This window comes from Shinella sp., assembly GCF_052438155.1.
Lineage (GTDB): Bacteria > Pseudomonadota > Alphaproteobacteria > Rhizobiales > Rhizobiaceae > Shinella.
The window spans coordinates 47,204-68,833 of record NZ_JBQVPI010000014.1 but is presented as its reverse complement, the minus strand read 5'-3'; the positions used below and the strand labels follow the sequence as shown (position 1 = coordinate 68,833).

The 21,630-nt window shown below is 62.5% G+C and carries 19 protein-coding genes; 13 read left to right on the top strand and 6 right to left on the bottom strand.

Translation table 11 applies throughout. The features are described 5' to 3' along the window. Positions 1-311 precede the first annotated feature (311 nt). The 6 genes from ACT6VE_RS22405 to ACT6VE_RS22380 all read left to right on the top strand — a co-directional run bounded on the left by ACT6VE_RS22405 (position 312) and on the right by ACT6VE_RS22380 (position 7,265). The gene (locus ACT6VE_RS22405; protein ID WP_444800714.1) at positions 312-1,652 is read left to right on the top strand and encodes an ABC transporter substrate-binding protein; all 1,341 of its coding nucleotides are present in this window, start codon (positions 312-314) and stop codon (positions 1,650-1,652) included. A gap of 144 nt (positions 1,653-1,796) precedes the next feature. Further along, on the top strand, positions 1,797-2,807 hold the full coding sequence (locus ACT6VE_RS22400; RefSeq protein ID WP_444800635.1) for a carbohydrate ABC transporter permease: 1,011 nt from the start codon (positions 1,797-1,799) through the stop codon (positions 2,805-2,807). A 1-nt stretch (position 2,808) separates the two neighbouring features. Continuing rightward, positions 2,809-3,954, top strand: coding sequence for a carbohydrate ABC transporter permease (locus ACT6VE_RS22395; RefSeq protein WP_444800634.1), 1,146 nt, complete (start codon positions 2,809-2,811; stop codon positions 3,952-3,954). Between the two features lie 25 nt (positions 3,955-3,979). Beyond that, positions 3,980-5,632, top strand: coding sequence for a beta-galactosidase BglA (gene bglA, locus ACT6VE_RS22390; RefSeq protein ID WP_444800633.1), 1,653 nt, complete (start codon positions 3,980-3,982; stop codon positions 5,630-5,632). A 21-nt stretch (positions 5,633-5,653) separates the two neighbouring features. Beyond that, complete coding sequence (locus ACT6VE_RS22385; protein WP_444800632.1) at positions 5,654-6,745, top strand: ABC transporter ATP-binding protein; 1,092 nt, start codon at positions 5,654-5,656, stop codon at positions 6,743-6,745. Positions 6,746-6,851: 106 nt separating this feature from the next. Beyond that, positions 6,852-7,265: a hypothetical protein gene (locus tag ACT6VE_RS22380; RefSeq protein WP_444800631.1), complete on the top strand. Its 414-nt coding sequence runs from the start codon at positions 6,852-6,854 to the stop codon at positions 7,263-7,265. Between the two features lie 32 nt (positions 7,266-7,297). Here the strand turns inward: ACT6VE_RS22380 and edd are convergent, their stop codons facing one another. The 5 genes from edd to ACT6VE_RS22355 form a co-directional block, all read right to left on the bottom strand. Then, positions 7,298-9,118, bottom strand: coding sequence for a phosphogluconate dehydratase (edd, locus tag ACT6VE_RS22375; protein ID WP_444800630.1), 1,821 nt, complete (start codon positions 9,116-9,118; stop codon positions 7,298-7,300). A 124-nt stretch (positions 9,119-9,242) separates the two neighbouring features. Further along, positions 9,243-9,941 (bottom strand): 6-phosphogluconolactonase, encoded by a 699-nt coding sequence (gene pgl, locus ACT6VE_RS22370; protein ID WP_444800629.1) that lies wholly within the window; start codon positions 9,939-9,941, stop codon positions 9,243-9,245. Positions 9,942-9,950: 9 nt separating this feature from the next. Beyond that, positions 9,951-11,423, bottom strand: coding sequence for a glucose-6-phosphate dehydrogenase (gene zwf / locus ACT6VE_RS22365; RefSeq protein WP_444800628.1), 1,473 nt, complete (start codon positions 11,421-11,423; stop codon positions 9,951-9,953). A 96-nt stretch (positions 11,424-11,519) separates the two neighbouring features. Continuing rightward, on the bottom strand, positions 11,520-12,806 hold the full coding sequence (locus ACT6VE_RS22360) for an NAD(P)/FAD-dependent oxidoreductase (RefSeq protein ID WP_444800627.1): 1,287 nt from the start codon (positions 12,804-12,806) through the stop codon (positions 11,520-11,522). 109 nt (positions 12,807-12,915) lie between these two features. Continuing rightward, positions 12,916-14,355, bottom strand: a complete 1,440-nt coding sequence (locus ACT6VE_RS22355; RefSeq protein ID WP_444800626.1) for a glutamine synthetase family protein — start codon at positions 14,353-14,355, stop codon at positions 12,916-12,918. A gap of 168 nt (positions 14,356-14,523) precedes the next feature. Here ACT6VE_RS22355 and ACT6VE_RS22350 point away from each other — a divergent pair, with 168 nt between their 5' ends. The 6 genes from ACT6VE_RS22350 (at position 14,524) to ACT6VE_RS22325 (ending at position 20,347) form a co-directional block, all read left to right on the top strand. Further along, a complete protein-coding gene (locus ACT6VE_RS22350; protein WP_444800625.1) occupies positions 14,524-15,705 on the top strand; it encodes an NAD(P)/FAD-dependent oxidoreductase in 1,182 nt (393 codons plus the stop codon). A 175-nt stretch (positions 15,706-15,880) separates the two neighbouring features. Continuing rightward, a complete protein-coding gene (locus ACT6VE_RS22345; protein ID WP_444800624.1) occupies positions 15,881-16,018 on the top strand; it encodes a hypothetical protein in 138 nt (45 codons plus the stop codon). Positions 16,019-16,255: 237 nt separating this feature from the next. Next, positions 16,256-18,778, top strand: a complete 2,523-nt coding sequence (locus ACT6VE_RS22340) for a methyl-accepting chemotaxis protein (protein WP_444800623.1) — start codon at positions 16,256-16,258, stop codon at positions 18,776-18,778. A 114-nt stretch (positions 18,779-18,892) separates the two neighbouring features. Further along, positions 18,893-19,276 (top strand): hypothetical protein, encoded by a 384-nt coding sequence (locus ACT6VE_RS22335; RefSeq protein WP_444800622.1) that lies wholly within the window; start codon positions 18,893-18,895, stop codon positions 19,274-19,276. Between the two features lie 54 nt (positions 19,277-19,330). Next, on the top strand, positions 19,331-19,936 hold the full coding sequence (locus ACT6VE_RS22330) for an RNA polymerase sigma factor (protein WP_444800621.1): 606 nt from the start codon (positions 19,331-19,333) through the stop codon (positions 19,934-19,936). 24 nt (positions 19,937-19,960) lie between these two features. Further along, positions 19,961-20,347: a VOC family protein gene (locus ACT6VE_RS22325; RefSeq protein WP_069059914.1), complete on the top strand. Its 387-nt coding sequence runs from the start codon at positions 19,961-19,963 to the stop codon at positions 20,345-20,347. Positions 20,348-20,383: 36 nt separating this feature from the next. Here ACT6VE_RS22325 and ACT6VE_RS22320 read toward each other — a convergent pair whose 3' ends face one another. After that, complete coding sequence (locus tag ACT6VE_RS22320) at positions 20,384-20,710, bottom strand: hypothetical protein (RefSeq protein WP_444800620.1); 327 nt, start codon at positions 20,708-20,710, stop codon at positions 20,384-20,386. A 2-nt stretch (positions 20,711-20,712) separates the two neighbouring features. On the opposite strand from ACT6VE_RS22320, the gene ACT6VE_RS22315 reads away from it, so the two are divergent. Further along, positions 20,713-21,585: a LysR family transcriptional regulator gene (locus ACT6VE_RS22315; protein ID WP_444800619.1), complete on the top strand. Its 873-nt coding sequence runs from the start codon at positions 20,713-20,715 to the stop codon at positions 21,583-21,585. Positions 21,586-21,630 lie beyond the last annotated feature (45 nt).

Genomic DNA, 21,630 nt, shown 5'->3' with positions numbered 1-21,630 from the left:
TAGCTTTCTTGAAACAGTCGAAGCGCTTTGAATGTCTGGCTTTATTTTCGTCCAAAGCGTTTTGGCATCTAGCATCAGCAAATCATGGAGGAAAAGCGGATTTGCCCATTTTGCGCCGCAAAACTACGCTGCACCGCGTCATAAGCGGCAAATTCACACCGAATCGATTCGGGGGACTTGACGAGAGCGCGGGGGAAATGGGATGAAAGGAAATCCAAAGCGCTTTGAATTTTGGGGTATTTTAGAGAATGCCTGCCCCGGGAGGGGCGGGTTTGCTATGGGAGGCAAATCAGGTGAAAAAGACGTTTTTGATGACGGCTGCCCTCGCGCTTTTGATGGCGGGTGGCGCTGCTGCGGCTGATCTGAAGTTCAAGCCCGGCGAAGATTCCAAGTTCAACTGGCAGAGTTTTGAAGATTTCAAGAAGGGCCATGACCTCAAGGGTCAGACGCTGACCATTTTCGGCCCCTGGCGCGGTGAGGACGAAGCGCTCTTCAAGATCGTCTACGCCTATTTCACCGAGGCGACGGGCGTCGAAATCAAGTATTCCTCCTCGGAAAACTACGAACAGCAGATCGTCATCGACACGCAGGCCGGCAGCCCGCCGGATGTCGCCATCCTCCCACAGCCCGGCCTGATCGCCGACCTCGCCTCCAAGGGTTATCTCTCGCCGCTCGGCGACGAGACTCAAAAATGGCTGCTCGACAATTATGCCGCCGGCCAGTCCTGGGTCGATCTTTCGACCTACAAGGGCAAGGACGGCAACGCAGCGCTTTTCGCCTTCCCCTACAAGATCGACGTGAAGTCGCTCGTCTGGTACGTGCCGGAAAACTTTGAAGACGCCGGTTACGAAGTGCCGAAGACCATGGAAGACCTGAAGGCGCTGACCGAGCAGATCGTCGCCGATGGCGGCACGCCCTGGTGCATCGGCCTCGGTTCGGGCGGCGCCACCGGCTGGCCGGCGACCGACTGGGTCGAAGACCTGATGCTGCGCACGGCGACACCGGAAACCTATGACAAGTGGGTCACCAACCTGATCCCGTTCACCGATGCCGCCGTGACCGGCGCACTCGATGAATTCGGCTGGTTCGCCAAAAACGACAAGTTCGTCGATGGCGGGGCGGCAGCCGTTGCCTCCACAGACTTCCGCGACAGCCCGAAGGGTCTCTTCGCCTCTCCGCCGAAGTGCTACCTGCACCACCAGGCGTCGTTCATCCCGTCCTTCTTCCCGGAAGGCACGGTCGTCGGCGAGGATGCGGACTTCTTCTACATGCCGCCCTATGCCAGCAAGCCGGAACTCGGCAACCCGGTTCTCGGTGCTGGCACGCTCGCCATGATCACCAAGGACACGCCGGCCGCCCGTGCCTTCATCGAGTTCCTCAAGACGCCGATCGCGCATGAGGTCTGGATGGCGCAGACGAGCTTCCTGACGCCCTACAAGAGCGCCAACCCGGAAGCCTATGCCAACGCGCCGATGAAGAAGCAGGGCGAAATCCTGCTCAATTCGACGACGTTCCGCTTCGACGGTTCGGACCTGATGCCGGGCAAGATCGGTGCGGGCGCATTCTGGACCGGCATGATCGACTTCGTCGGCGGCAAGTCCGCAGCCGATGTCGCAGCCGGTGTCCAGAAGTCCTGGGACGCAATCAAGTAAAATCTGGCGAACCGGTCGGTATTAGTCGGCCGGTTTTCCCAAGCATGCCGAAGTGCAGCCGGACCACGCGGTGCAACGCCGCGTGAATGATCGACTGACCCCTGAAGGTCCATCGGGGGAAGCATTCCTGGGGAGGAACTTGCTATGCAGCAATTGTTATTCGCCATCTTCACGATGGTCGGCGGCGTTCTCGCCTGCGTCTTCTATTTCTTCGGAACGAACTGGCTGCTCGACAAAATTTTCCCTTCCAAGGGGCTGACGGGTGCCAAGGCATCGAAGAACCTGCGCATCACCAATGCGATCCGGCCCTGGCTGTTCATGGCGCCTGCGCTTTTCGCTCTGACGATCTATCTCGTCTACCCCGTCTTCGAATCCGTGCGGCTCGCCTTCCATGACCGCACCGGCCAGCAATTCGTCGGTTTCAGCAACTTTGCCTGGATGATCAACGACGGTGAATTCCGCCAGTCGATCTTCAACAATTTCCTCTGGCTGCTCGTCGTGCCGGCGCTCGCCACCTTCTTCGGCCTGGTCATCGCCGCACTGACCGATCGCATCTGGTGGGGCAACATCGCCAAGACGCTGATCTTCATGCCGATGGCGATCTCCTTCGTCGGCGCCGCCGTCATTTGGAAGTTCGTCTATGATTACCGCGCGGAGGGTTCGGAACAGATCGGCATCCTCAACGCCATCGTCGTCGCCTTCGGCGGTGCGCCGGAAGCCTGGATGACCATTCCGTTCTGGAACAATTTCTTCCTCATGGTCATCCTGATCTGGATCCAGACCGGTTTCGCCATGGTGATCCTCTCGGCCGCACTGCGCGGCATTCCGGAGGAGACGATCGAGGCGGCGGTCATCGATGGCGCCAACGGTTTCCAGATCTTCTTCAAGATCATGGTGCCGCAGATCTGGGGCACGATCGCCGTCGTCTGGACGACGATCACCATCCTGGTGCTCAAGGTCTTCGACATCGTGCTCGCCATGACGAACGGCCAGTGGCAGACGCAGGTTCTGGCGAACCTGATGTTCGACTGGATGTTCCGCGGTGGCGGCGATTTCGGGCGCGGTGCGGCCATCGCCGTGGTCATCATGATCCTCGTCATTCCGATCATGATCTGGAACATCCGCAACGCCACCAAGGAAATGGAGGGCCATTGAGATGATTGCTTCGTCCCGTTCACCGCTCATCTTCGTCGTCCACCTCTCCGTTCTCCTCCTGGTGGCGCTCTGGACGCTGCCGACCGCCGGCCTGCTGATCTCGTCGCTGCGCGACAAGGACCAGCTCGCCGTCTCCGGCTGGTGGACGGCGCTCTCCACCTCGTCGCAGAACCTCACCGGCCGCGCCGCCGCACCGGAGGCGCAGGTCGAGCGTGACGGCAAGTTCGTCATATCGGGCAAGCTGCTGGATGGTGGCGACGCCAAGATCTCCGCCTTCGGCTTCCGTCCGTTACAGCCAACGGCCTTCGCGGCTGGCGCGCCCGCCGATATCGGCGACGGCCAGACTTTGACCGTCAACGAAGATGGCAGCTACGAAATCGTCTCGCCGACGAAGATGGAAGGCACGCGCGGCCAGCGCATCTTTTATACGGCCTCGGTTCCGCCGCGCTTCACGCTCGACAACTACCGCGAAGTGCTGAATGCCGAAGGCATCGGCGCGTCCTTCATCAATTCGCTGACGGTGGCGATCCCCGCCACGATCATCCCGATCCTCGTCGCGGCCTTCTGCGCCTATGCGCTCGCCTGGATGCCGTTCCCCGGCCGGGCGATCCTGATTGCGGTCATCGTCGGCCTGCTCGTCGTGCCGCTGCAGATGTCGCTGATCCCGCTGCTCCGGCTCTATAACGGTGTCGGCGCGTTCTTCGGCGTGCCTGCAAAAACCTATGTCGGCATCTGGCTCGCCCATATGGGCTTCGGCCTGCCGCTCGCCGTCTACCTGCTGCGCAACTACATGGCCGGCCTGCCGCGCGAGATCATGGAATCGGCCCGCGTGGATGGCGCCAGCGATTTCGACATCTTCGTGAAGATCATCCTGCCGCTCTCCTTCCCGGCACTCGCCTCGTTTGCCATCTTCCAGTTCCTGTGGACCTGGAACGACCTGCTCGTTGCCATGGTTTTCCTTGGTGCCGGCAATGAGGAACTGGTGCTGACCGGGCGCCTCGTGAACCTGCTGGGCTCGCGCGGCGGCAACTGGGAAATCCTCACGGCCTCCGCCTTCATCACCATCATCGTTCCCCTCCTCGTCTTCTTCAGCCTGCAGCGCTATCTCGTGCGCGGCCTGCTGGCGGGGTCGGTCAAGGGCGGCTGATAAACTTCACGACAGGAAATCGAGAATGACGACGTTGGATTCCACACTTCTCCAGCCGGACAAGGACTGGTGGCGCGGCGCGGTGATCTACCAGATCTACCCGCGCTCCTTCCAGGACACCAACGGCGACGGGATCGGCGATCTGCGGGGCATCACCGAACGCCTCGCCCATGTCGCGTCCCTCGGGGCGGATGCGATCTGGATCTCGCCGTTCTTCACCTCGCCGATGAAGGATTTCGGCTACGACGTCTCGGATTACCAGGACGTCGATCCGATCTTCGGCGTGCTGGCCGATTTCGACGCGCTGATCGCCGAGGCACACCGCCTCAACATCCGCGTGATGATCGATCTCGTCTTGTCGCACACGTCAGACAAACATCCCTGGTTCGTCGAAAGCCGCTCCCGGCGCACGAACCCGCGGGCGGACTGGTACGTCTGGGCGGATTCCAAGCCGGATGGCACGCCGCCGAACAACTGGTTGTCGATCTTCGGCGGCTCCGCCTGGCAGTGGGATCCGACCCGCCTGCAATATTACATGCACAATTTTTTGACCTCGCAGCCTGATCTCAACCTGCACAATCCGGAGGTCCAGGATGCGTTGCTGTCGGTCGCCCGTTTCTGGCTGGAGCGTGGCGTCGATGGTTTCCGCCTCGACACGATCAACTTCTACTTCCACGACAAGGAGCTGCGCGACAACCCGTCGCTCGCCCCCGAGCGCCGCAATGCCCAGACCGCACCGGCCGTGAACCCCTACAACTACCAGGAACATCTCTACGACAAGAACCAGCCGGAGAACCTGGACTTCCTCAAGCGCTTTCGCGCGGTGATGGAGGAGTTCCCGGCGATTGCCGCCGTCGGCGAAGTCGGCGACAGCCAGCGTGGTCTCGAAATCGCCGGCGAATACACGTCCGGCGGCGACAAGATGCACATGTGCTACGCCTTCGAATTCCTGGCGCCCGATCCGCTGACGCCGGCCTTCGTCGCCGAAACGCAGCACGCGCTGGAAAAGGCCGCACCCGAGGGCTGGGTCTGCTGGGCCTTTTCCAACCACGACGTGATGCGCCATATCAGCCGGTGGGGTAACGCCGTTACCGACCATGAGGCCCATGCCAAGCTGCTCGCCAGCTTGCTCATGTCACTGCGCGGCTCGGTCTGCATCTATCAGGGCGAGGAACTTGCCCTGCCGGAAGCTGAACTCGTCTACGAAGACCTTCAGGATCCCTACGGCATCCAGTTCTGGCCGGATTTCAAGGGCCGCGACGGGTGCCGCACGCCGATGGTCTGGGATGGCCGCCAGCAGTCCGGCGGCTTCAGCCTTGGTAAGCCGTGGCTTCCGGTTTCGCCCGCCCATCTGGAGCGCGCCGTCAACGTGCAGGACGGCGACGAAGCCTCGGTGCTGGCGCATTACCGGCGTTTCCTGGCGTTCCGCAAGGAGCACGTGGCGCTCGTCAAGGGCGAGATCCAGTTCCATTCAGCGGAGGGCGCGATCCTGTCCTTCGTGCGCACGCACGGCAATGAAAAGGTGTTCTGCGCCTTCAACATGAGCCCGGTGGCGCGTCTCGCCGATCTTCCGGCCGGCACGCTGGAAGCTTTGGAGGGCCACGGGTTCGACAGCATCATGCATGAGGAAAACATAGAACTTCCGGCCTGGAGCGGGTTTTTCGCCCGCTTCGCATAACCGGACTTTGGGGAGGTAAACATGACAGGACTGACGCTCAGGGATATCCGCAAATCCTACGGCGCGGTGGATGTGATCCACGGCATCGATCTCGATATCAAGCAAGGTGAGTTCATCGTTTTCGTCGGCCCGTCCGGCTGTGGGAAGTCGACTCTCCTGCGCATGATCGCCGGTCTGGAGGAGATCAGCGGCGGCGACATGATGATCGATGGCGAGCGCGTCAACGATGTGCCGCCCTCCAAGCGCGGGATCGCCATGGTGTTCCAGTCCTACGCGCTCTACCCGCACATGACCGTCTACGACAACATGGCCTTCGGCATGCGCATTGCGGGTGAGACCAAGGAGGAGATCGACCGCCGGGTGCGCTCGGCCGCGGATATCCTCCAGCTCACCAAATATCTCGACCGACTGCCCAAGGCATTGTCGGGTGGCCAGCGCCAGCGCGTGGCGATCGGCCGCGCCATCTGCCGCAATCCCAAGGTCTTCCTGTTTGACGAGCCGCTGTCGAACCTCGACGCCGCGCTGCGCGTCGCGACCCGCATCGAGATTGCCAGGCTCAACGAGCAGATGGCCGATACGACGATGATCTACGTGACGCATGACCAGGTGGAGGCGATGACGCTCGCCGACCGCATCGTCGTGCTGTCGGCCGGCCATATCGAACAGGTCGGCCCACCGCTCGAACTCTATGAGCGCCCGGCAAACCTCTTCGTCGCACAGTTTATCGGCTCGCCAGCCATGAACATCATTCCGGCGAAGATCACCGCGGCTGGAGCCACGACCGTGCTGGAGCTGACGGGCGGGCGCACCTCCGGCGTCGATATCGCAACGAGCGCCTCCGAAATCGGCAAGACGGCGAGTTTTGGCGTGCGCCCGGAAGATCTGCGGATTTCGACCGGCGACGACTTCCTTTTCGAGGGCACGGTGGCGATCGTCGAGGCGCTTGGCGAGGTGACGCTGCTCTATATCGAGGGCCTCGTGCAGGGCCAGCCGATCATCGCCAAGATCCCCGGTATCCTCGACGTCAAGCGTGGCGCCAAGGTCCGCTTCACGGCGGACAAGGCGAAGCTGCATCTCTTCGACGCCGCCGGCCAGAGTTATCGCGCATCCTGATGCAAAATGTGCGGGCGGCAGGATTTAGCCCTGCCGCTCAACTTGTTGTTAAGCGTTGCTCGCCTAGGTTTTCCCAGAAAGAGACAGCGCCGGGGACAGCAGGCAGATGGGCATTCAGGGATCCGAACCGCGTAACAATTACCTGAGCAAGGAAGAGTCCTTCATGTACGATCGGGAGAAGAGTTTCCCGATGGAGGACACCTGCAACGAGGCGCGCATCGAGTTCACCGAGAATGGCGGTCTCGTCAATCTCGTCTCCCGCCGCGGCCTGATCATCAAGCTGTCGAGAAGCGGCGCCGTCATCACCATGACGACAAAGTTCCAGCTGCCGCGCAACTTCTATCTCGACATCGTCAGCGCCCGCCTGCCGATGATCGGCTGCCTGACGCAGCGCGTCTATCCCAACGACGTCGTCGAAGCCCGCTTCCTGCGCATGCTGTCCGACAAGGACCTGCAGCGCATCTTCGTCTACTCGACGCACCGCAACCATCAGGGCCGGACGCTGGATATCTATAGCTGAGATGAAAAGAGGGGCTAAACGCCCCTCTTTCCTTATGCGAACAACACGCTCGCCCCATGATCAGCCGGCCCCGCAATCGCGCGGAACGGCGCGAAGAGCTCGCGGCCCATGCCGAATTCGTTGCCGGAGAGATCGGCCGTCGCCTGCGGGCGGGCGGCGAACTCGGCGGCATTCACCAGAACCTCGATCGTGCCATGCGTGGCATCGAGCCGGATGATGTCGCCGTTGCGGATGCGGCCGATCGGGCCGTTGTCGACCGCCTCCGGCGTGATGTGGATTGCTGCCGGAACCTTGCCGGACGCGCCGGACATGCGGCCGTCGGTGAGCAGTGCCACGCGCTGGCCACGGTCCTGAAGGATGCCGAGCACGGTCGTCAGCTTGTGCAGTTCCGGCATGCCGTTCGCCTTCGGCCCCTGGAAGCGCACCACGGCGATGAAATCGCCCGTCAGTTCGCCAGCCTTGAAGGCAACGTTGAGTTCCTGCTGGTCGTGGAAGACTTTTGCTGGCGCCTCGATGACGTGGCGATCGGGCTTCACGGCGGAGATTTTGATGACAGCATTGCCGATATTGCCGGTCAGCATCTTCAACCCGCCGCTTGCCTGGAAAGGCATCTCTATATTGGCAAGCACTTTCGGATCATGGCTGACCTTCGGCGACGGTTCGCGCACGACCGTACCCCGATCGCCAAGCTTCGGATCGATCGCATAGGCGCTGAGGCCCCGGCCGAAGATGGTGCGCACGTCGTCGTGCAGCATGCCCTGCTTCAGCAATTCCTGGATGAGGAAGCCCATGCCGCCGGCTGCATGGAAATGGTTCACGTCGGCAAGGCCGTTCGGGTAGACGCGGGCGAGCAGCGGCACGGTGTCGGAAAGGTCGGAAATGTCCTTCCAGGTCAGCAGGATGCCGGCCGCGCGCGCCATGGCGATGAGGTGCAGCGTGTGGTTCGTCGAGCCACCGGTGGCGTGTAGGCCGACGACGCCGTTGACGATCGAGCGTTCGTCGATCATCTCGCCGGCTGGCGTGAACTCGTTGCCTTGCGCGGTGATGGCGAGTGCGCGCTTGGTGGCTTCCTTGGTCAAGGCGTCGCGCAGCGGCGTGCCCGGATTGATGAAGGAGGCGCCGGGCATATGGAAACCCATGATCTCCATCAGCATCTGGTTGGAGTTGGCGGTGCCGTAGAAGGTGCAGGTGCCGGGGCCGTGATAGGATTTGGACTCGGCTTCGAGCAACTCCGCACGGCCGGCCTTGCCCTCGGCGAAGAGCTGGCGCACGCGCGCCTTCTCGTCGTTCGGCAGGCCCGTGGTCATCGGGCCGGCGGGAATGAAGACGGCGGGCAGGTGGCCAAAGGTCAGCGCGGCGATGGTCAGGCCCGGCACGATCTTGTCGCAGACGCCGAGATAGACGACCGAATCGAACATGTTGTGCGACAGGCCGATGCCGGCCGCCATGGCGATCAGGTCGCGCGAAAACAGCGACAGTTCCATGCCCGGCTGGCCCTGCGTGACGCCGTCGCACATGGCCGGCACGCCGCCGGCAACCTGCGCCACGCCGCCGGCTTCCCTGGCCGCCTGCCGGATGAGATTCGGATAGGTCTCGAACGGCTGGTGGGCCGAGAGCATATCGTTATAGGAGGTGATGATGCCGAGGTTCTGGACGCGGTCGCCGGCGAGCGCATCCTTCTCGGCGGGGGAACAGACGGCAAAGCCGTGCGCGAGGTTACCGCAGGAGAGCACGCCGCGGTGCACACCCTTGGACACGGCCGCGCGCACGCGGTCGAGATAGGGTCCGCGATGCGGCTTCGAGCGTTCGACGATGCGGGCTGTAATGGCTTCGATGCGTTTGTCGGCGGACATGGGAGCTATCCTGACTTCTCTCGATTGCATTTTCGCGCGGACCAAAGCGGGCGGGAACGCGACGCTGTCCGCTGTTCGTTGGCGCCGTGCGCCGGGCATGTTCGGCTTCAGCCGGCTGAGCGCGCTATGGCGCCCAGTAGATATCGACCGGCGTTGCCGCGCGCCGGAGAACGGCACGGATCGGCATGTCGGTCTCCGGGCCGTCGCTTTCCGCGGCGGCCAGAACGTCCTTCTTGCCCTGGCCCTCGATATGCAGCACCAGCAGGCGTGCATCCTGAAGGCTGGTGAAGGTGAAGGTGAGGCGGGTCTCGCCGGCACCTTCTGCCTCCATGGTGATCACGCCGCGCGGCGTGTCGGGCGAAATCGCCTCGGCAAGCTTGCTGCCGCCCGGGAAGAACGAGGCCGTGTGACCATCCGTTCCCATGCCGAGAATGGCGACGTCAAAGGGGTTTCCGAGCGCTGCGGCGTCGGCCGTCACGATCGTTGCGGCTTCTTCCGCGCTGTCGGCGTCCCGATAGAGCGGCAGGAAGTTCGCCGCTTTCGCCTTGCCCTGAAGCAGGTTTTCCGCAACGAGCAGATGGTTCGAGCGCGGATTGTCCGCCGCCACGAAACGCTCGTCGATGAGCGTGACCGTCACCTTTGCCCAGTCGATGTCGCGGCTCGACAGCGCCTTGAAGAAAGCCTTCGGGGTGGAGCCGCCGGAGACCGCGATGGTCGCCTTGCCACGGGCTAGAATGGCGTCCGCAAGCGCGGCGGACACCCGGTCCGCCAAGCCTTCGGCCAGCGCCGCACCGTCCTTGAATTCATGCAGTCTCGCGCTCATCGATCTTCCTTACGTCTCATGCCAGGTGCGGCCGTCGCGCTCGATGAGAGCGATGGCCTGGCTTGGGCCCCAGGTGCCGGCGGTGTAGCCCTGGACCTGCTGGCCGGTCGCTTCCCAGGCCTTGAGGATCGGATCGACCCAGTGCCATGCGGCCTCGACCTCGTCGCGGCGCATGAAGAGCGTCTGGTTGTTGCGCACGACGTCAAGCAGCAGGCGCTCGTAGGCGTCCGCATTGCGCGCGTCAAAAGCTTCGGCGAAGCTCATGTCGAGCGAGACGTTGCGCAGCCGCATGCCGCCCGGACCCGGGTCCTTGATCATCAGCGACTGCTTGACGCCTTCGTCCGGCTGGAGACGGATGATCAACTGGTTGGCTTCGATGCGGCCTGCGGAGGGGTCGAAGATCGAGTGCGGGATCGGCTTGAAGGTGATGACGATTTCCGACATGCGTGCGGCAAGACGTTTGCCGGTGCGGATGTAGAAGGGCACGCCCGCCCAACGCCAGTTGCCGATCTCGGCCTTGATGCCGACAAAGGTTTCCGTGTTGGAAACGCCGCCTTCCAGCTCCTCGAGGTAGCCCTTGACCGGACCACCGGCGGAAGCGCCGGCGCGGTACTGGCCGCGCACGGTGAGGCGTTCGACATTGTACTGGTCGATCGGCTTCAGGGCGCGCAGCACCTTGAGCTTTTCGTCGCGCACGGCCTCGGCGTCCATGGAGGAGGGCACTTCCATTGCGACGAGGCAGAGCAGCTGGAGAATGTGGTTCTGCACCATGTCGCGCAGCGCACCGGCCTTGTCGTAGTAGCCGGCGCGGCTTTCGAGGCCGACGGATTCGGCCACCGAGATCTGCACATGGTCGATATGCGCGGAGTTCCACAGCGGCTCGTAGAGCGCATTGGCGAAGCGCAGCGCCATCAGGTTCTGCACCGTCTCCTTGCCGAGGTAGTGGTCGATGCGGAAGATCTGCTCTTCGCGGAAAACCTTGCCGATCGTGTTGTTGAGCTCGTTGGCGGACGCGAGGTCCCGGCCGATCGGCTTTTCCACGACGATGCGGGTGTGCTTGGTGATCAGCTTGTGATCGCGGATTTTCTCCGAAATGTCGCCGAAGATGCCCGGCGCCACGGCGAGGTAGAAGGCGCGCACGCGGTCCTTGCCCTCGTCGAGCAGGTCCTTCAGCTTGTCCCAGCCCAGATCGGACTTGGCGTCGACGGCGATGTAGAACAGCCGGTCGCAGAAGGTCTTGATCTGCGCGTCGTCGAATTCGCCCGGCTTCAGGTGCTCCTTCAGCGCATCGACGGCGAACTTTCGGTATTCCGCATCCGTAAGGGCGGTACGCGACGCGCCGATGATGCGCGTCGGGTCGGAGAGCTGGCCGGCGAGCTGCCGGTGGTAGAGGGCCGGAAGGAGCTTGCGTTCCGCAAGATCTCCGGTTCCGCCGAACACGACATAGTCGAAAGGCTCAACGGGAATGATCTGGCTGCTCATCGGATATCTCGATCTCGTTCTGTTGACGGATGTTATAATCTAATCGATTTAAAAACACCAGCGTGCAACGCAACAAAATCGGTGTTTCCGACTCGATCAGAGCTTGTCGCGTAGCGCGTACCACGTCATGGCGAGGAACAGAAGCGGTGAGCGGAACCGCGGGCCGCCGGGAAAGGCCGGGATTTTCAGGGCCTTCAGGTGGTCGAGTTCAGCACTGCCGCCGGTCACGTCCTCAGCATAGAGCTTGCCACAATAGTTTGACAGCATGACGCCATGGCCGGAATAACCGCCGATCGTCGTGATGCCCGGCATGACCTCGCGCACATAGGGCTTGCGCGGCATGGTAATGCCGACCGAGCCGCCCCAGGCATGGGTGATCTCGATGCCCTTCAGCTGCGGATAGACTTCTTCGATCTGTCGGCGGATCGGGGGGGTAATGTCATCAGGATTGTCGGACGTATAGGCTTCGCGCCCGCCAAAAAGCAGCCGCCCGTCGCGGGTCTTGCGGAAGTAGCGCACGACGAAGCGTGTGTCGGCGATCGCCTCGCCGCCGGGAATGACCGACGGAAATTTGTCGAGTGGCGGCGTCGCGCCGATGAAGGAGCGGATCGGCATGACATGCGCCGCCGTCTTCGGCTCCAGATTGCCGATATAGGCATTGCAGGCGATCAGCGCCTTGTCCGCGCGGATGGTGCCTCTCGCGGTGGTGATGACAGCCTTGCCGCCGGTCCGCTCGATCTTGAGGGCAGGGGTCTTTTCATGCAGGCTTGCACCCGCCGCTTGTGCTGCCCGGGCGATGCCGACCAAAAGCTTCATGGGGTGGATATGGCCGGTGCCGGTGTCGCGCAGGCCGAAGAAGAAGCGCTTGGAACCGACGCGTTCTTCCGTCTCCGCCCGGTCCATATAGCTCATATGCTTGTAGCCGAAACGGGTCGCGGCGATCTCGATGTGATCGCGAAACTCCTTCTCGTAGCTCGCCTTGTGGCTCACATTGAGCTGGCCCGGCATATATTCGATGTCGAGGTTCTGGGCGCTCGCAAAATCGTGGATATGCTGTTTGGCGTTTTCGGCAAGGTCGAACAGCGCCTTGGCGCGCTCGAAGCCGAGTTCCGCCTCGAGGCTTTCCGCCTCGGCGCGCTGGCCGGTGCCGAGTTGGCCGCCGTTGCGGCCGGAGGCGCCGTCGCCGAAGCGGTGTGCTTCGATGAGCACGACGCGAACACCTTTTTGAGCAAGATTGTAGGCGGCCTGCAGGCCGGTGAAGCCGCCGCCGACAATGGCGACGTCGGCCTCGACGGATCCGTCGAGGGGGGCATATTCGGGACGGTCTCCGACGGTCGCCTCATACCAGGAGATGCCGGGAGAAATCGGGCTTTGCCAGGGCATTGCACACACTCATAGGTCAGGAGGGTGCGGCGGCGCTCCGGGGCGCCGGCCGCTCTGGTTTGACCCGAAGGGGTCTGATCTTTTCAGGCGGCCCGGACCGCCGGGCCACTCAGACGTTGAGCAGCAGGAACTCGCGTTCCCAGGGGCTGATCACCTGCATGAAGGTCTCGAACTCGCCGCGCTTGACGCCGGCATAGAGCCCGATGAACTCCGCGCTCAACACCTCGGCAAGGGCGGGATCCGATTCAAGCAGCGACACTGCTTCGAGAAGCCCGCGCGGCAGGTCGATCGACCCTTCGTTGGCGGTGTCTTCCGTCGGCGCACTCGGCTCGACCTGGTTCCTTATGCCGAGCAGGCCGCAGCCGAGCGAGGCCGCAAGCGCCAGATACGGATTGGCGTCCGAGCCGGGCAGGCGGTTTTCGATACGCCGCGCATTGGCGTCCGACACCGGTACACGGAAGGCGGTGGTGCGGTTGTCGTAGCCCCAGGCATTGTTCACCGGCGCCGACATTTCTGGCATCAGGCGGCGATAGGAATTTACATAGGGCGCCATCATTACCAGCGTCTTCGGCACATAGGTCTGCATGCCGCCGATGAAGTGGAAGAACTCCTTCGACGCCGATCCATCGGGATTGGAGAAGACGTTCCTGCCGGTGTCGATCTCCACGACCGACTGGTGGATATGCATGGCCGATCCCGCCTGGCCCTGCATGGGCTTTGCCATGAAGGTGGCATAGATGCCGTGTTTCAGCGCTGCCTCGCGGATCGTGCGCTTGAACATGAACACCTGGTCGGCAAGCTCGACCGGATCGCCATGGCGCAGATTGATTTCGAGCTGCGCCGGACCATCCTCGTGGATCAGGGTGTCGATCTCGAGACCCTGCTTTTCGGAGAAGTGATAGATGTCGTCGATCAGTTCGTCGAATTCGTTGATGCCGGCGATGGAGTAGCCCTGGCCACCCTGGATGGAGCGACCGGAACGGCCCTTCGGGGGATGCAGCGGATAGTCCGGATCTTCGTTCATCGCGACGAGATAGAACTCGATTTCCGGTGCGACGACCGGTTTCCAGCCGCGCTCGTTATACATCCTGACGACGTTCTTGAGAACGTTGCGCGGCGTATAGGGCACGTTCTCGCCGGTCGAGCCGACGATGTCGCAGATCACCTGCGCGGTCGGATCGCTCTCCCACGGCACGACGGAGAGTGTGGAGAGATCCGGAACCAGCTTCAGGTCGCTGTCGCGCGGCTCGTAGCGGAAGTTGCCGGTTTCCTCCGGGTATTCACCGGAAATCGTGTGGCGGTAGAGCGCGGAGGGCAAGGCCAGCGAGGTGTTCGAGGTGAACTTCGACGACGGCATCATCTTCCCGCGCGGCACCCCTGCGAGGTCCGGCGTGATGCATTCGATATCCTCGATACCGCGGGCCCGAAGCCAGTCTGCGGCGTCCTTCCAGGTCTTTACCCCACGTGGCACGCTGATGGAGGGAGGTACTTTTCCAGAGCGTACGGCTTTCTCGATTGTAGGGGTAACGACTTTCTTTTTGGACGGCATGACACACCGGGGTTGTTGACGATGGCGCCATCATAGCCGGAGTTAAACCCTTTACTAGCTCCCCCCCGGGGGTAGAAATGCCGAATTCTTCAGGAAAATCTGTTTTTCTTGCCCGATTGACTTTCCGCTCCTTTGGCCGAAAGGAGAACGCGAACAAGGATCGAAGACGTGGCAGAGCGGCGGGACGTCGTTATCATCGGGGCAGGCGCAGCGGGCATGATGTGCGCCATCGAGGCGGGCAAGCGTGGTCGCAGGGTGCTCCTGCTCGACCATGCGCGCGCGCCGGGCGAAAAAATCCGCATCTCCGGCGGCGGTCGTTGCAACTTCACCAACATCCATGCCGGGCCGAAGAATTTCCTCTCCGCCAACCCGCATTTCGCGAAGTCGGCGCTTGCCCGCTACACGCCGCGCGATTTTCTCGATCTCGTCGAACGCCATCGCATTGCCTGGCACGAGAAGACGCTGGGCCAGCTGTTTTGCGACAATTCGGCGAAGGACATCATCGCCATGCTGCTCGCGGAAATGAAGGCGGCCGGTGCGGAGCTTCGCCTGTCCACGGCGATCAGTGCCGTCGAACATGACGGCCACTCCTTCCGCATCGTGACGGAGAACGGCACCGTGGAGGCCGCGTCGCTGGTCATCGCCACCGGTGGCAAGTCGATCCCAAAGATGGGCGCAACCGGCTTCGCCTACCGCATCGCGGAGCAGTTCAGCCTGCCGCTCGTCGAGACGCGCGCCGGTCTCGTGCCGCTAATGCTCGATCCCGCGACGCTTGCTGCGCATGAAGGCCTCCCCGGCGTCGCGGTGGATGTCATCGCCCGCCACGGCAAGACGGAGTTCCGCGAAGCGGCGCTCTTTACGCATCGGGGCTTGAGCGGCCCCGCCATCCTGCAAATCTCCTCCTACTGGCGCGAAGGCGAAGAGATCGGCTTGCACATCTGCCCCGATGTGGATTTTACCGCCGTGATCGCTGCCGCCCGGCGCCAGAATGGCCGGCAGGCGGTGCAGACCGTGCTTGCGGAGCACATGCCGAAAAAGCTCGCCCAGCTTCTCGTTACTGATCTCGGCATCGATGGCTCGCTGGCCGAACAGTCGGGCCGCAGCATCGAGGCGCTCATCCAGAAGCTGCGCGACTGGCGTATGCGCCCACCGGGCTCCGAGGGCTATCGCACGGCGGAAGTCACGCTTGGCGGCGTCGATACGGCGGCGCTCGATTCCCGCAATATGGCGGCGAAGGCGGTGCCGGGTCTCTATTTCATCGGCGAGGCGGTGGACGTGACCGGTTGGCTCGGTGGCTATAACTTCCAATGGGCCTGGGCCTCCGGCCATGCGGCAGGCCAGGACGCCTGATCGCGAAGTCTGCAGGCCGCTGTTTACCGTCCATTAAGACCTCGGGGCGGATGCTCTCAAAATGTCGGCATGTCCCCATTCTGTCGCGTGGCGAGCGTTTGGGGACAACATGATGTGGGCCGGCTGGCCGGATCATCCGGGTTGCCCGTAGTATCTCGTAACGGAGTATCGCCGCATGCCTGCAAAACGCCGTCCCGCCCGCGCCATTGCCATCGCAGCCGCCGAGCAAAGCCGTCGCCGGCTCATCGCCATCGGCATCAATTGTGCGCTTGCCGCCGTGCTCGTCGCGGGGCTTGCCATCGCTGTCCTTTAAGGCTTTGAACCGTCATAAATCGGTTTAAAAAGTGATGGAATTTTAAAGATTGCCGCTGATTATCGCCGGATAGGGTTCCGGAAGTCGCGTCCCGTGACGGATGCATGCGGCTGGCAATGACTGCTCCCCCGGATGCGCGGTATTGCTGCCGCATGAAAGTCGGTAATCCGGCGTCCGAATCCTGGGGAGGCTCTCAAAAGGGCAGGGGTGGAGCACGCCGACAACGGATGTTCCGCCATGTTTATTGATAAGATTCTCGCCCGCTTCAAGATCCAGACGAAGGTTCTGGTCTTCATTTTACCCTTCGTGCTCTCGATCTGCGCCGTAGGCTTCACCGGGCTCTATGCTTCCGGTCTGTTGCAGGGCCGCATGGAGATTTCCAACAACGTTCTCCAGTCGCTGAGCGGCTTCAAGGATGTCTATGCCGGCATGAACCGCTTCCTCCAGAACACCAGTGAGGAAAGCCGAAACACCGTGCAGGAGCGCCTGACGGCACAGAGTGCTGTCCTTCAGGACACGATGGACGGTCTGGCACCCGATGCCGACAGGTCCAAGCTGATGGATGCCCAGGCGCAAACCAAGGACATCGAGGCGCGCATGGAGGGGCTCTGGTCGCTCTACGTGAACGAACTTGCCCTGCACGACACGATGACCAAGAACCTCAACACGCTTTCCAGCGAGCAGATGAAGATCCTCGACGAGGCGACGAAGCTCCAGCGCCAGGTGCGGCAGAACGAGAACGCCGCAAAGAGCATGCTGCGCGAGGCCGAGCGCCTGACCGCAGCCAGCAAGTTTTTTGGCGATCTGCTCTCCGAATTCAGCCGCGGGGCGACGCCCGACGACCAGCTGAAGCTCGTCAAGGAACGCTACCCGTTCATTTCCAAGACAGAACGCTCGATCGCGATGATCCTGCCGAAGAACCAGACGGTCGTCTCGATCACCATCCGCAACACGATCGACGAACTCGCCGGTTTCCTTTCGTCGTCGGATCCGGCGAGTGTCACGGTGCCGGAGATCGCAAGACGGGTGAACCGCTTCCGTCAGGTGACGATCCAGCTTCAGGGCGCCGCTTCCGCAAAGATGCGTGAGGCTACCCGCATCTTCAGCGAACTCGACGCGCCGATCATCAAGTCCGAAGCGGTGCTCGGCTCGACGCGCAAACTGGTATCCTCCATCGACGATATCGAAGTTGCCGCCGCACGCTTCCTCGGCCAGACGTCGCAGGAAAATCGCGTCAAACTGCTCGGCAACATTTCCATCCTGCGCATCGACATGAACAGCCTGCGCGGCAGTGCAAGCGGCCTGCCTTTCTTCGACAAGGTCGATGAAACGCTGAAGCCGGTTCTCGAGCGGATCGAGGCGGACAGCGCCGCGCTCGTCAAGATCAGCACCGAGCGCGTTGCTGATTTCGAAGCCGCCGGCCAGTCGATCGACACGATCTGGAATCTGTTGAGCCAGTTCGCCGAAGAGCAGAAGGTCAGCGCGGGCACGGAACGCGAAAAGGCCAACCAGGTCTCGGTTCTCGCGACCGTCGGCGGTGCCGCCATCGCCATCCTCGCCGGCATTGCGCTGGTGCTGACGCTGAAGGGGCCGATCGGCCAGATCACCGGCGCCATGCGCCGCCTGGCGGATGGTTTCCTCGACACCGGCATTTCCGGCGAAGGTCGTCGCGACGAGATCGGCGACATGGCCCGTGCACTCGGCGTCTTCAAGGAAAATGCCCTGTCGAAGATCCGCGTGGAAGCCGAAAGCGAACAGCAGCGCGCCGCGGCGGAAGCCGACCGTGCCCGCAACGACGCGGAAAAACAGGCCTTCGACCGGCAGATAGACTTTGCCGTCAACGCACTCGCCGCCGGCCTCGGCCGTCTGGCGCAGGGCGACCTGTCGCGCCAGATCGACACGCCCTTCACCGGCCGTCTCGAACAGCTTCGCCAGGACTTCAACGTCTCGCTCGAGCGCCTGCAGGACACGCTCGGCCAGATCCGCGGCAACGCGCTGTCTATCCAGCGCAGCGGCGCGGAAATGCTGCAATCCGGCGATGCGCTTGCCAAGCGCACGGAATCCCAGGCCTCGTCGCTGGAGGAAACCGCTGCCGCCGTCGAGCAGATCACCGCGACGGTGCGCTCCTCCGCCGAGCGGGCGCATGAGGCGAACATCGTCGTCGGCACGACAAAGCGCAGCGCCGACAGTTCTGCCGCCGTGGTCAGCAATGCGATCGACGCGATGGGCCGTATCGAAGGGGCCTCACGCCAGATCGAGCAGATTATCGAGGTCATCGACGACATCGCCTTCCAGACCAACCTGCTCGCCCTCAATGCCGGCATCGAGGCTGCCCGCGCCGGCGAGGCAGGCAAGGGCTTTGCAGTCGTGGCGCAAGAGGTCCGTGAACTTGCCCAGCGCTCGGCCAGTGCCGCCCGCGAGATCAAGGGCCTTATCGAAAAGTCGACGAAAGAGGTCAAAGCCGGTTCGCACCTCGTGCAGGAGACCGGCTCGGTGCTCGCCTCGATCAGCCAGCAGATCGTCACCGTCAGCCAGCATGTCGACATGATGGCAACCGCCAGCCGCGACCAGGCGGCAGCACTCGCCGAGGTCAACGGCTCCGTCAACCAGATGGACCAGATGACCCAGCAGAACGCCTCGATGGTGGACCTGACGACGGCCGCCAGCCGCAAGCTTGCAGGCGATGCCGACACGCTGATGATGCTGGTCGAGCAGTTCCGCCTGGAGGCGGACGAGCCGGCGGTCTATCGCGCGGCCTGACAGACCGTATCGTATTTCGGGCGCGGCAGCTCTGGCAGCCGCGCCCGAAATGCGTAATCTGACCTGCCGCGACTTCGATGTTGCGACAGATCAAGACAGCCGGGAGGAGTGCAGGTGCTACGGCGTGGTAAATATGTCGCCTTTCCAGAGGCTCATCCGACCGCGATCGAAACGATCGAGAGGATCGATGTTCCGTTGGGGCAGCCGGTAGAGGTGACGGGCCGGATCAAGGCCGCGGACACCGTAAACTATCTCTTCCAGGCGCAATCCTATGATATATTGGCCGTTTCGCTCTCGGCCAGCAGCAAGTGCTGCGCCTTCAATGTCTATAGCCCGAATGAGCGCGATCCCATCTATGATGGCTGGGCGGACGGGCCGGATTGGGGCGACACCCTTCATCGCGACGGCGAATTTCGCATTGAGCTCTATATGGGGTTCAAGGCTGAGCGCGGAGAAGAAGCATCGTTCACCTTGCGGATCGAACGGCCGATTGATTGAGCGGATGCCGGGTTTGGTCATGCAAAACCGCGCTATGCCGGCCCGGTGGTTGAAATGACGCACAACACGATATTGGCCACGCTGCGACATTGTGCGAGCCGGCACAGCCGCGTCGATCACGAGGCAGATGATCTGGTGCAGGACGTGCTGTTACAGGCGGTCGCAGGCGGGCGGAGGATCACGGATCCGGGTTTCGTGGCCTGGGCGAAGGGTGCCATCCGTAACCATGCGCGTTTCGTCGCGCGAACTGCGGTGCGGAGGCGGGCGCGCGAAACCGCCTGGGACACCCCGAACGTGGTGCCGAATGCGCCGCCCCGGCTCTCTCAAGAGTTCATGTCGTCGCTGCCGCCTGCACAGCGTGTCGTGGCACTTCTGGTGAACCTTGGCCTCGACCGGGCGGAAATCACGCACCTGATCGGCCTAAGCGACGTGGCGTTTCGCCAGCGTCTCAGCGGATTGCGCAAGGCCTTCGATGCCTTTGGTGGGGAGGCTGCTCTTTTTGAGGAGTTTCTGCCGGCGGCGGGAGATGGTCCTGCGCGCCGTTCCCTGAGATCGGTGCTTCATCCCCACGCGTCGCGTGCCTTTGCCATTCGCGATCCGGACGGCATTCCGATTTTCTTTTCAAAGCGCGATCACGTTTTGCCCGGCGACGGCAACTAGCCTGTGCAACAGAAGGAGAATTCCATGAACCTGAACTTCAACGGCGTAACGATCATCTTCAACGTCGCCGATATCGAGCGCACACGCGCATTCTACCGCGACCATCTCGGCATCCAGTTCGAACGCTACGATGAGGAGGACGGCAGCGCCTATCTCATGACCAAGATCGGCCAGGAGGTCGACCTGATGGTCTTCAAGGGCGACCCGAAACCCGGCAACACGCCCAACGTGGTCTTCGGCCTGGCCGATGGCGGCATCGACACGCTGATCGAGCGGCTGGCTTCCGCCGGCGTCGAAATCGTCACGCCAGTCTCGGAGGCGCCGGGCGGCTGGTTCGCCGACTTTCGCGATCCCGACGGTCAGATCGTCTCATTCTACCAGGCCGGGGAAATGCCGAGAGCGTTGAAATAGGCTGCCGGCGACCCTGAATGCTTGTCAAGGGCCCGGTCACTCCGGGCCCTTGACTGTTTTCGATAGGCGAAAAGCCCGCAGAAACCGGAAGAAACGTGTCCGCAGCGGCGGCGTTTCGCGCAGATGATCGAATTCGTGTTTGTGGCGGCCGTCTTTTTGAGAAAGCTCGAAAAGGATGGCAAGGCCGTACATATCCTGCATCTCTGTCCTCCTTTGATTAGGCAACAGCAAACCGTGGCGCCGGGAGGGCGCTTCATGGCTGCTGTCTGGGTTTGACGGCGTCGTTGGCGCCGTGGTGGACGCGGTGAAGTTACCCTTCAAACTCGCATTCACGAACAGCAAAAACCGGGCTATGTTTTTCATTGATGAAAGACATGTCCTGGGATTCCTATCGTATCTTCCTGGAGGTTGCCCGTCATGGCGGGCTGACCGGTGCCGCGCAGGTTTCGGGCCTCAGCCCCGCGACGGTGGGCCGGCGTGTGCTGCAATTGGAAGAGGCGATGGGGCGGCCGCTCTTTTTGCGCAGCCAGACCGGCTATCGGCTGACAGGCGAAGGGCAGGCGTTGTTCGAGAAATTGCAAGCGATGGAGTCCATCGCCCGTGGCGTGGAAAGCTGGCGGCAGGAGGGGCAGGGCGCGAGCACCGTGCGGCTGATGGCCGGCACCTGGGTGACCTGGCTTATCTGCGAGAACATCTCGGCGATCTGCACCGAGCGTGATCCCTTCCGCCTCGACCTGTCGGTTTCCGAGCGCCGGGCGACGCTCGCGCACCGCGAGGTGGATGTCGGCATCCGGGCCGTCGAGCCGACGGAGCCGAGCCTGATCAGTCGGCCCGCCGGCGATGTGGCCTATGCGGCCTATCGGCGGAAGAATTCAGACGAAACCCTTGCCGGCCGCTGGCTCGCGGTGTCGGAAGACGATGCGGTCTCCGCCTATCTGCGCTGGCCGCATGACCGCATGGGCGGCGCGATCGCCGTGCTCGTCAGCCGCCCGCGCTCGCTGCTCGATCTCGTGCGTGCCGGGGCAGGGCAGGCGGTGCTACCGTGTTTCGTCGGTGATCTGGATCCAGGCCTGGAAAGGGCCGGGGAGGAAATCCGGGAGCTGCGCCACCAGCAATGGATCGTCGCCAACAATGAGGATAGGCATCGGCGCGATATCCGTACGGTCTCCGACCGGCTGTTTCGGCTCTTGAAAAGCCACGCCGATCTTTTCGCCGGTAAGCGGCCGAGCCGCACATAAAGGAAATCTCCAGTATCGAAGGAGGTCTTCGTGTTGGTCGGATTT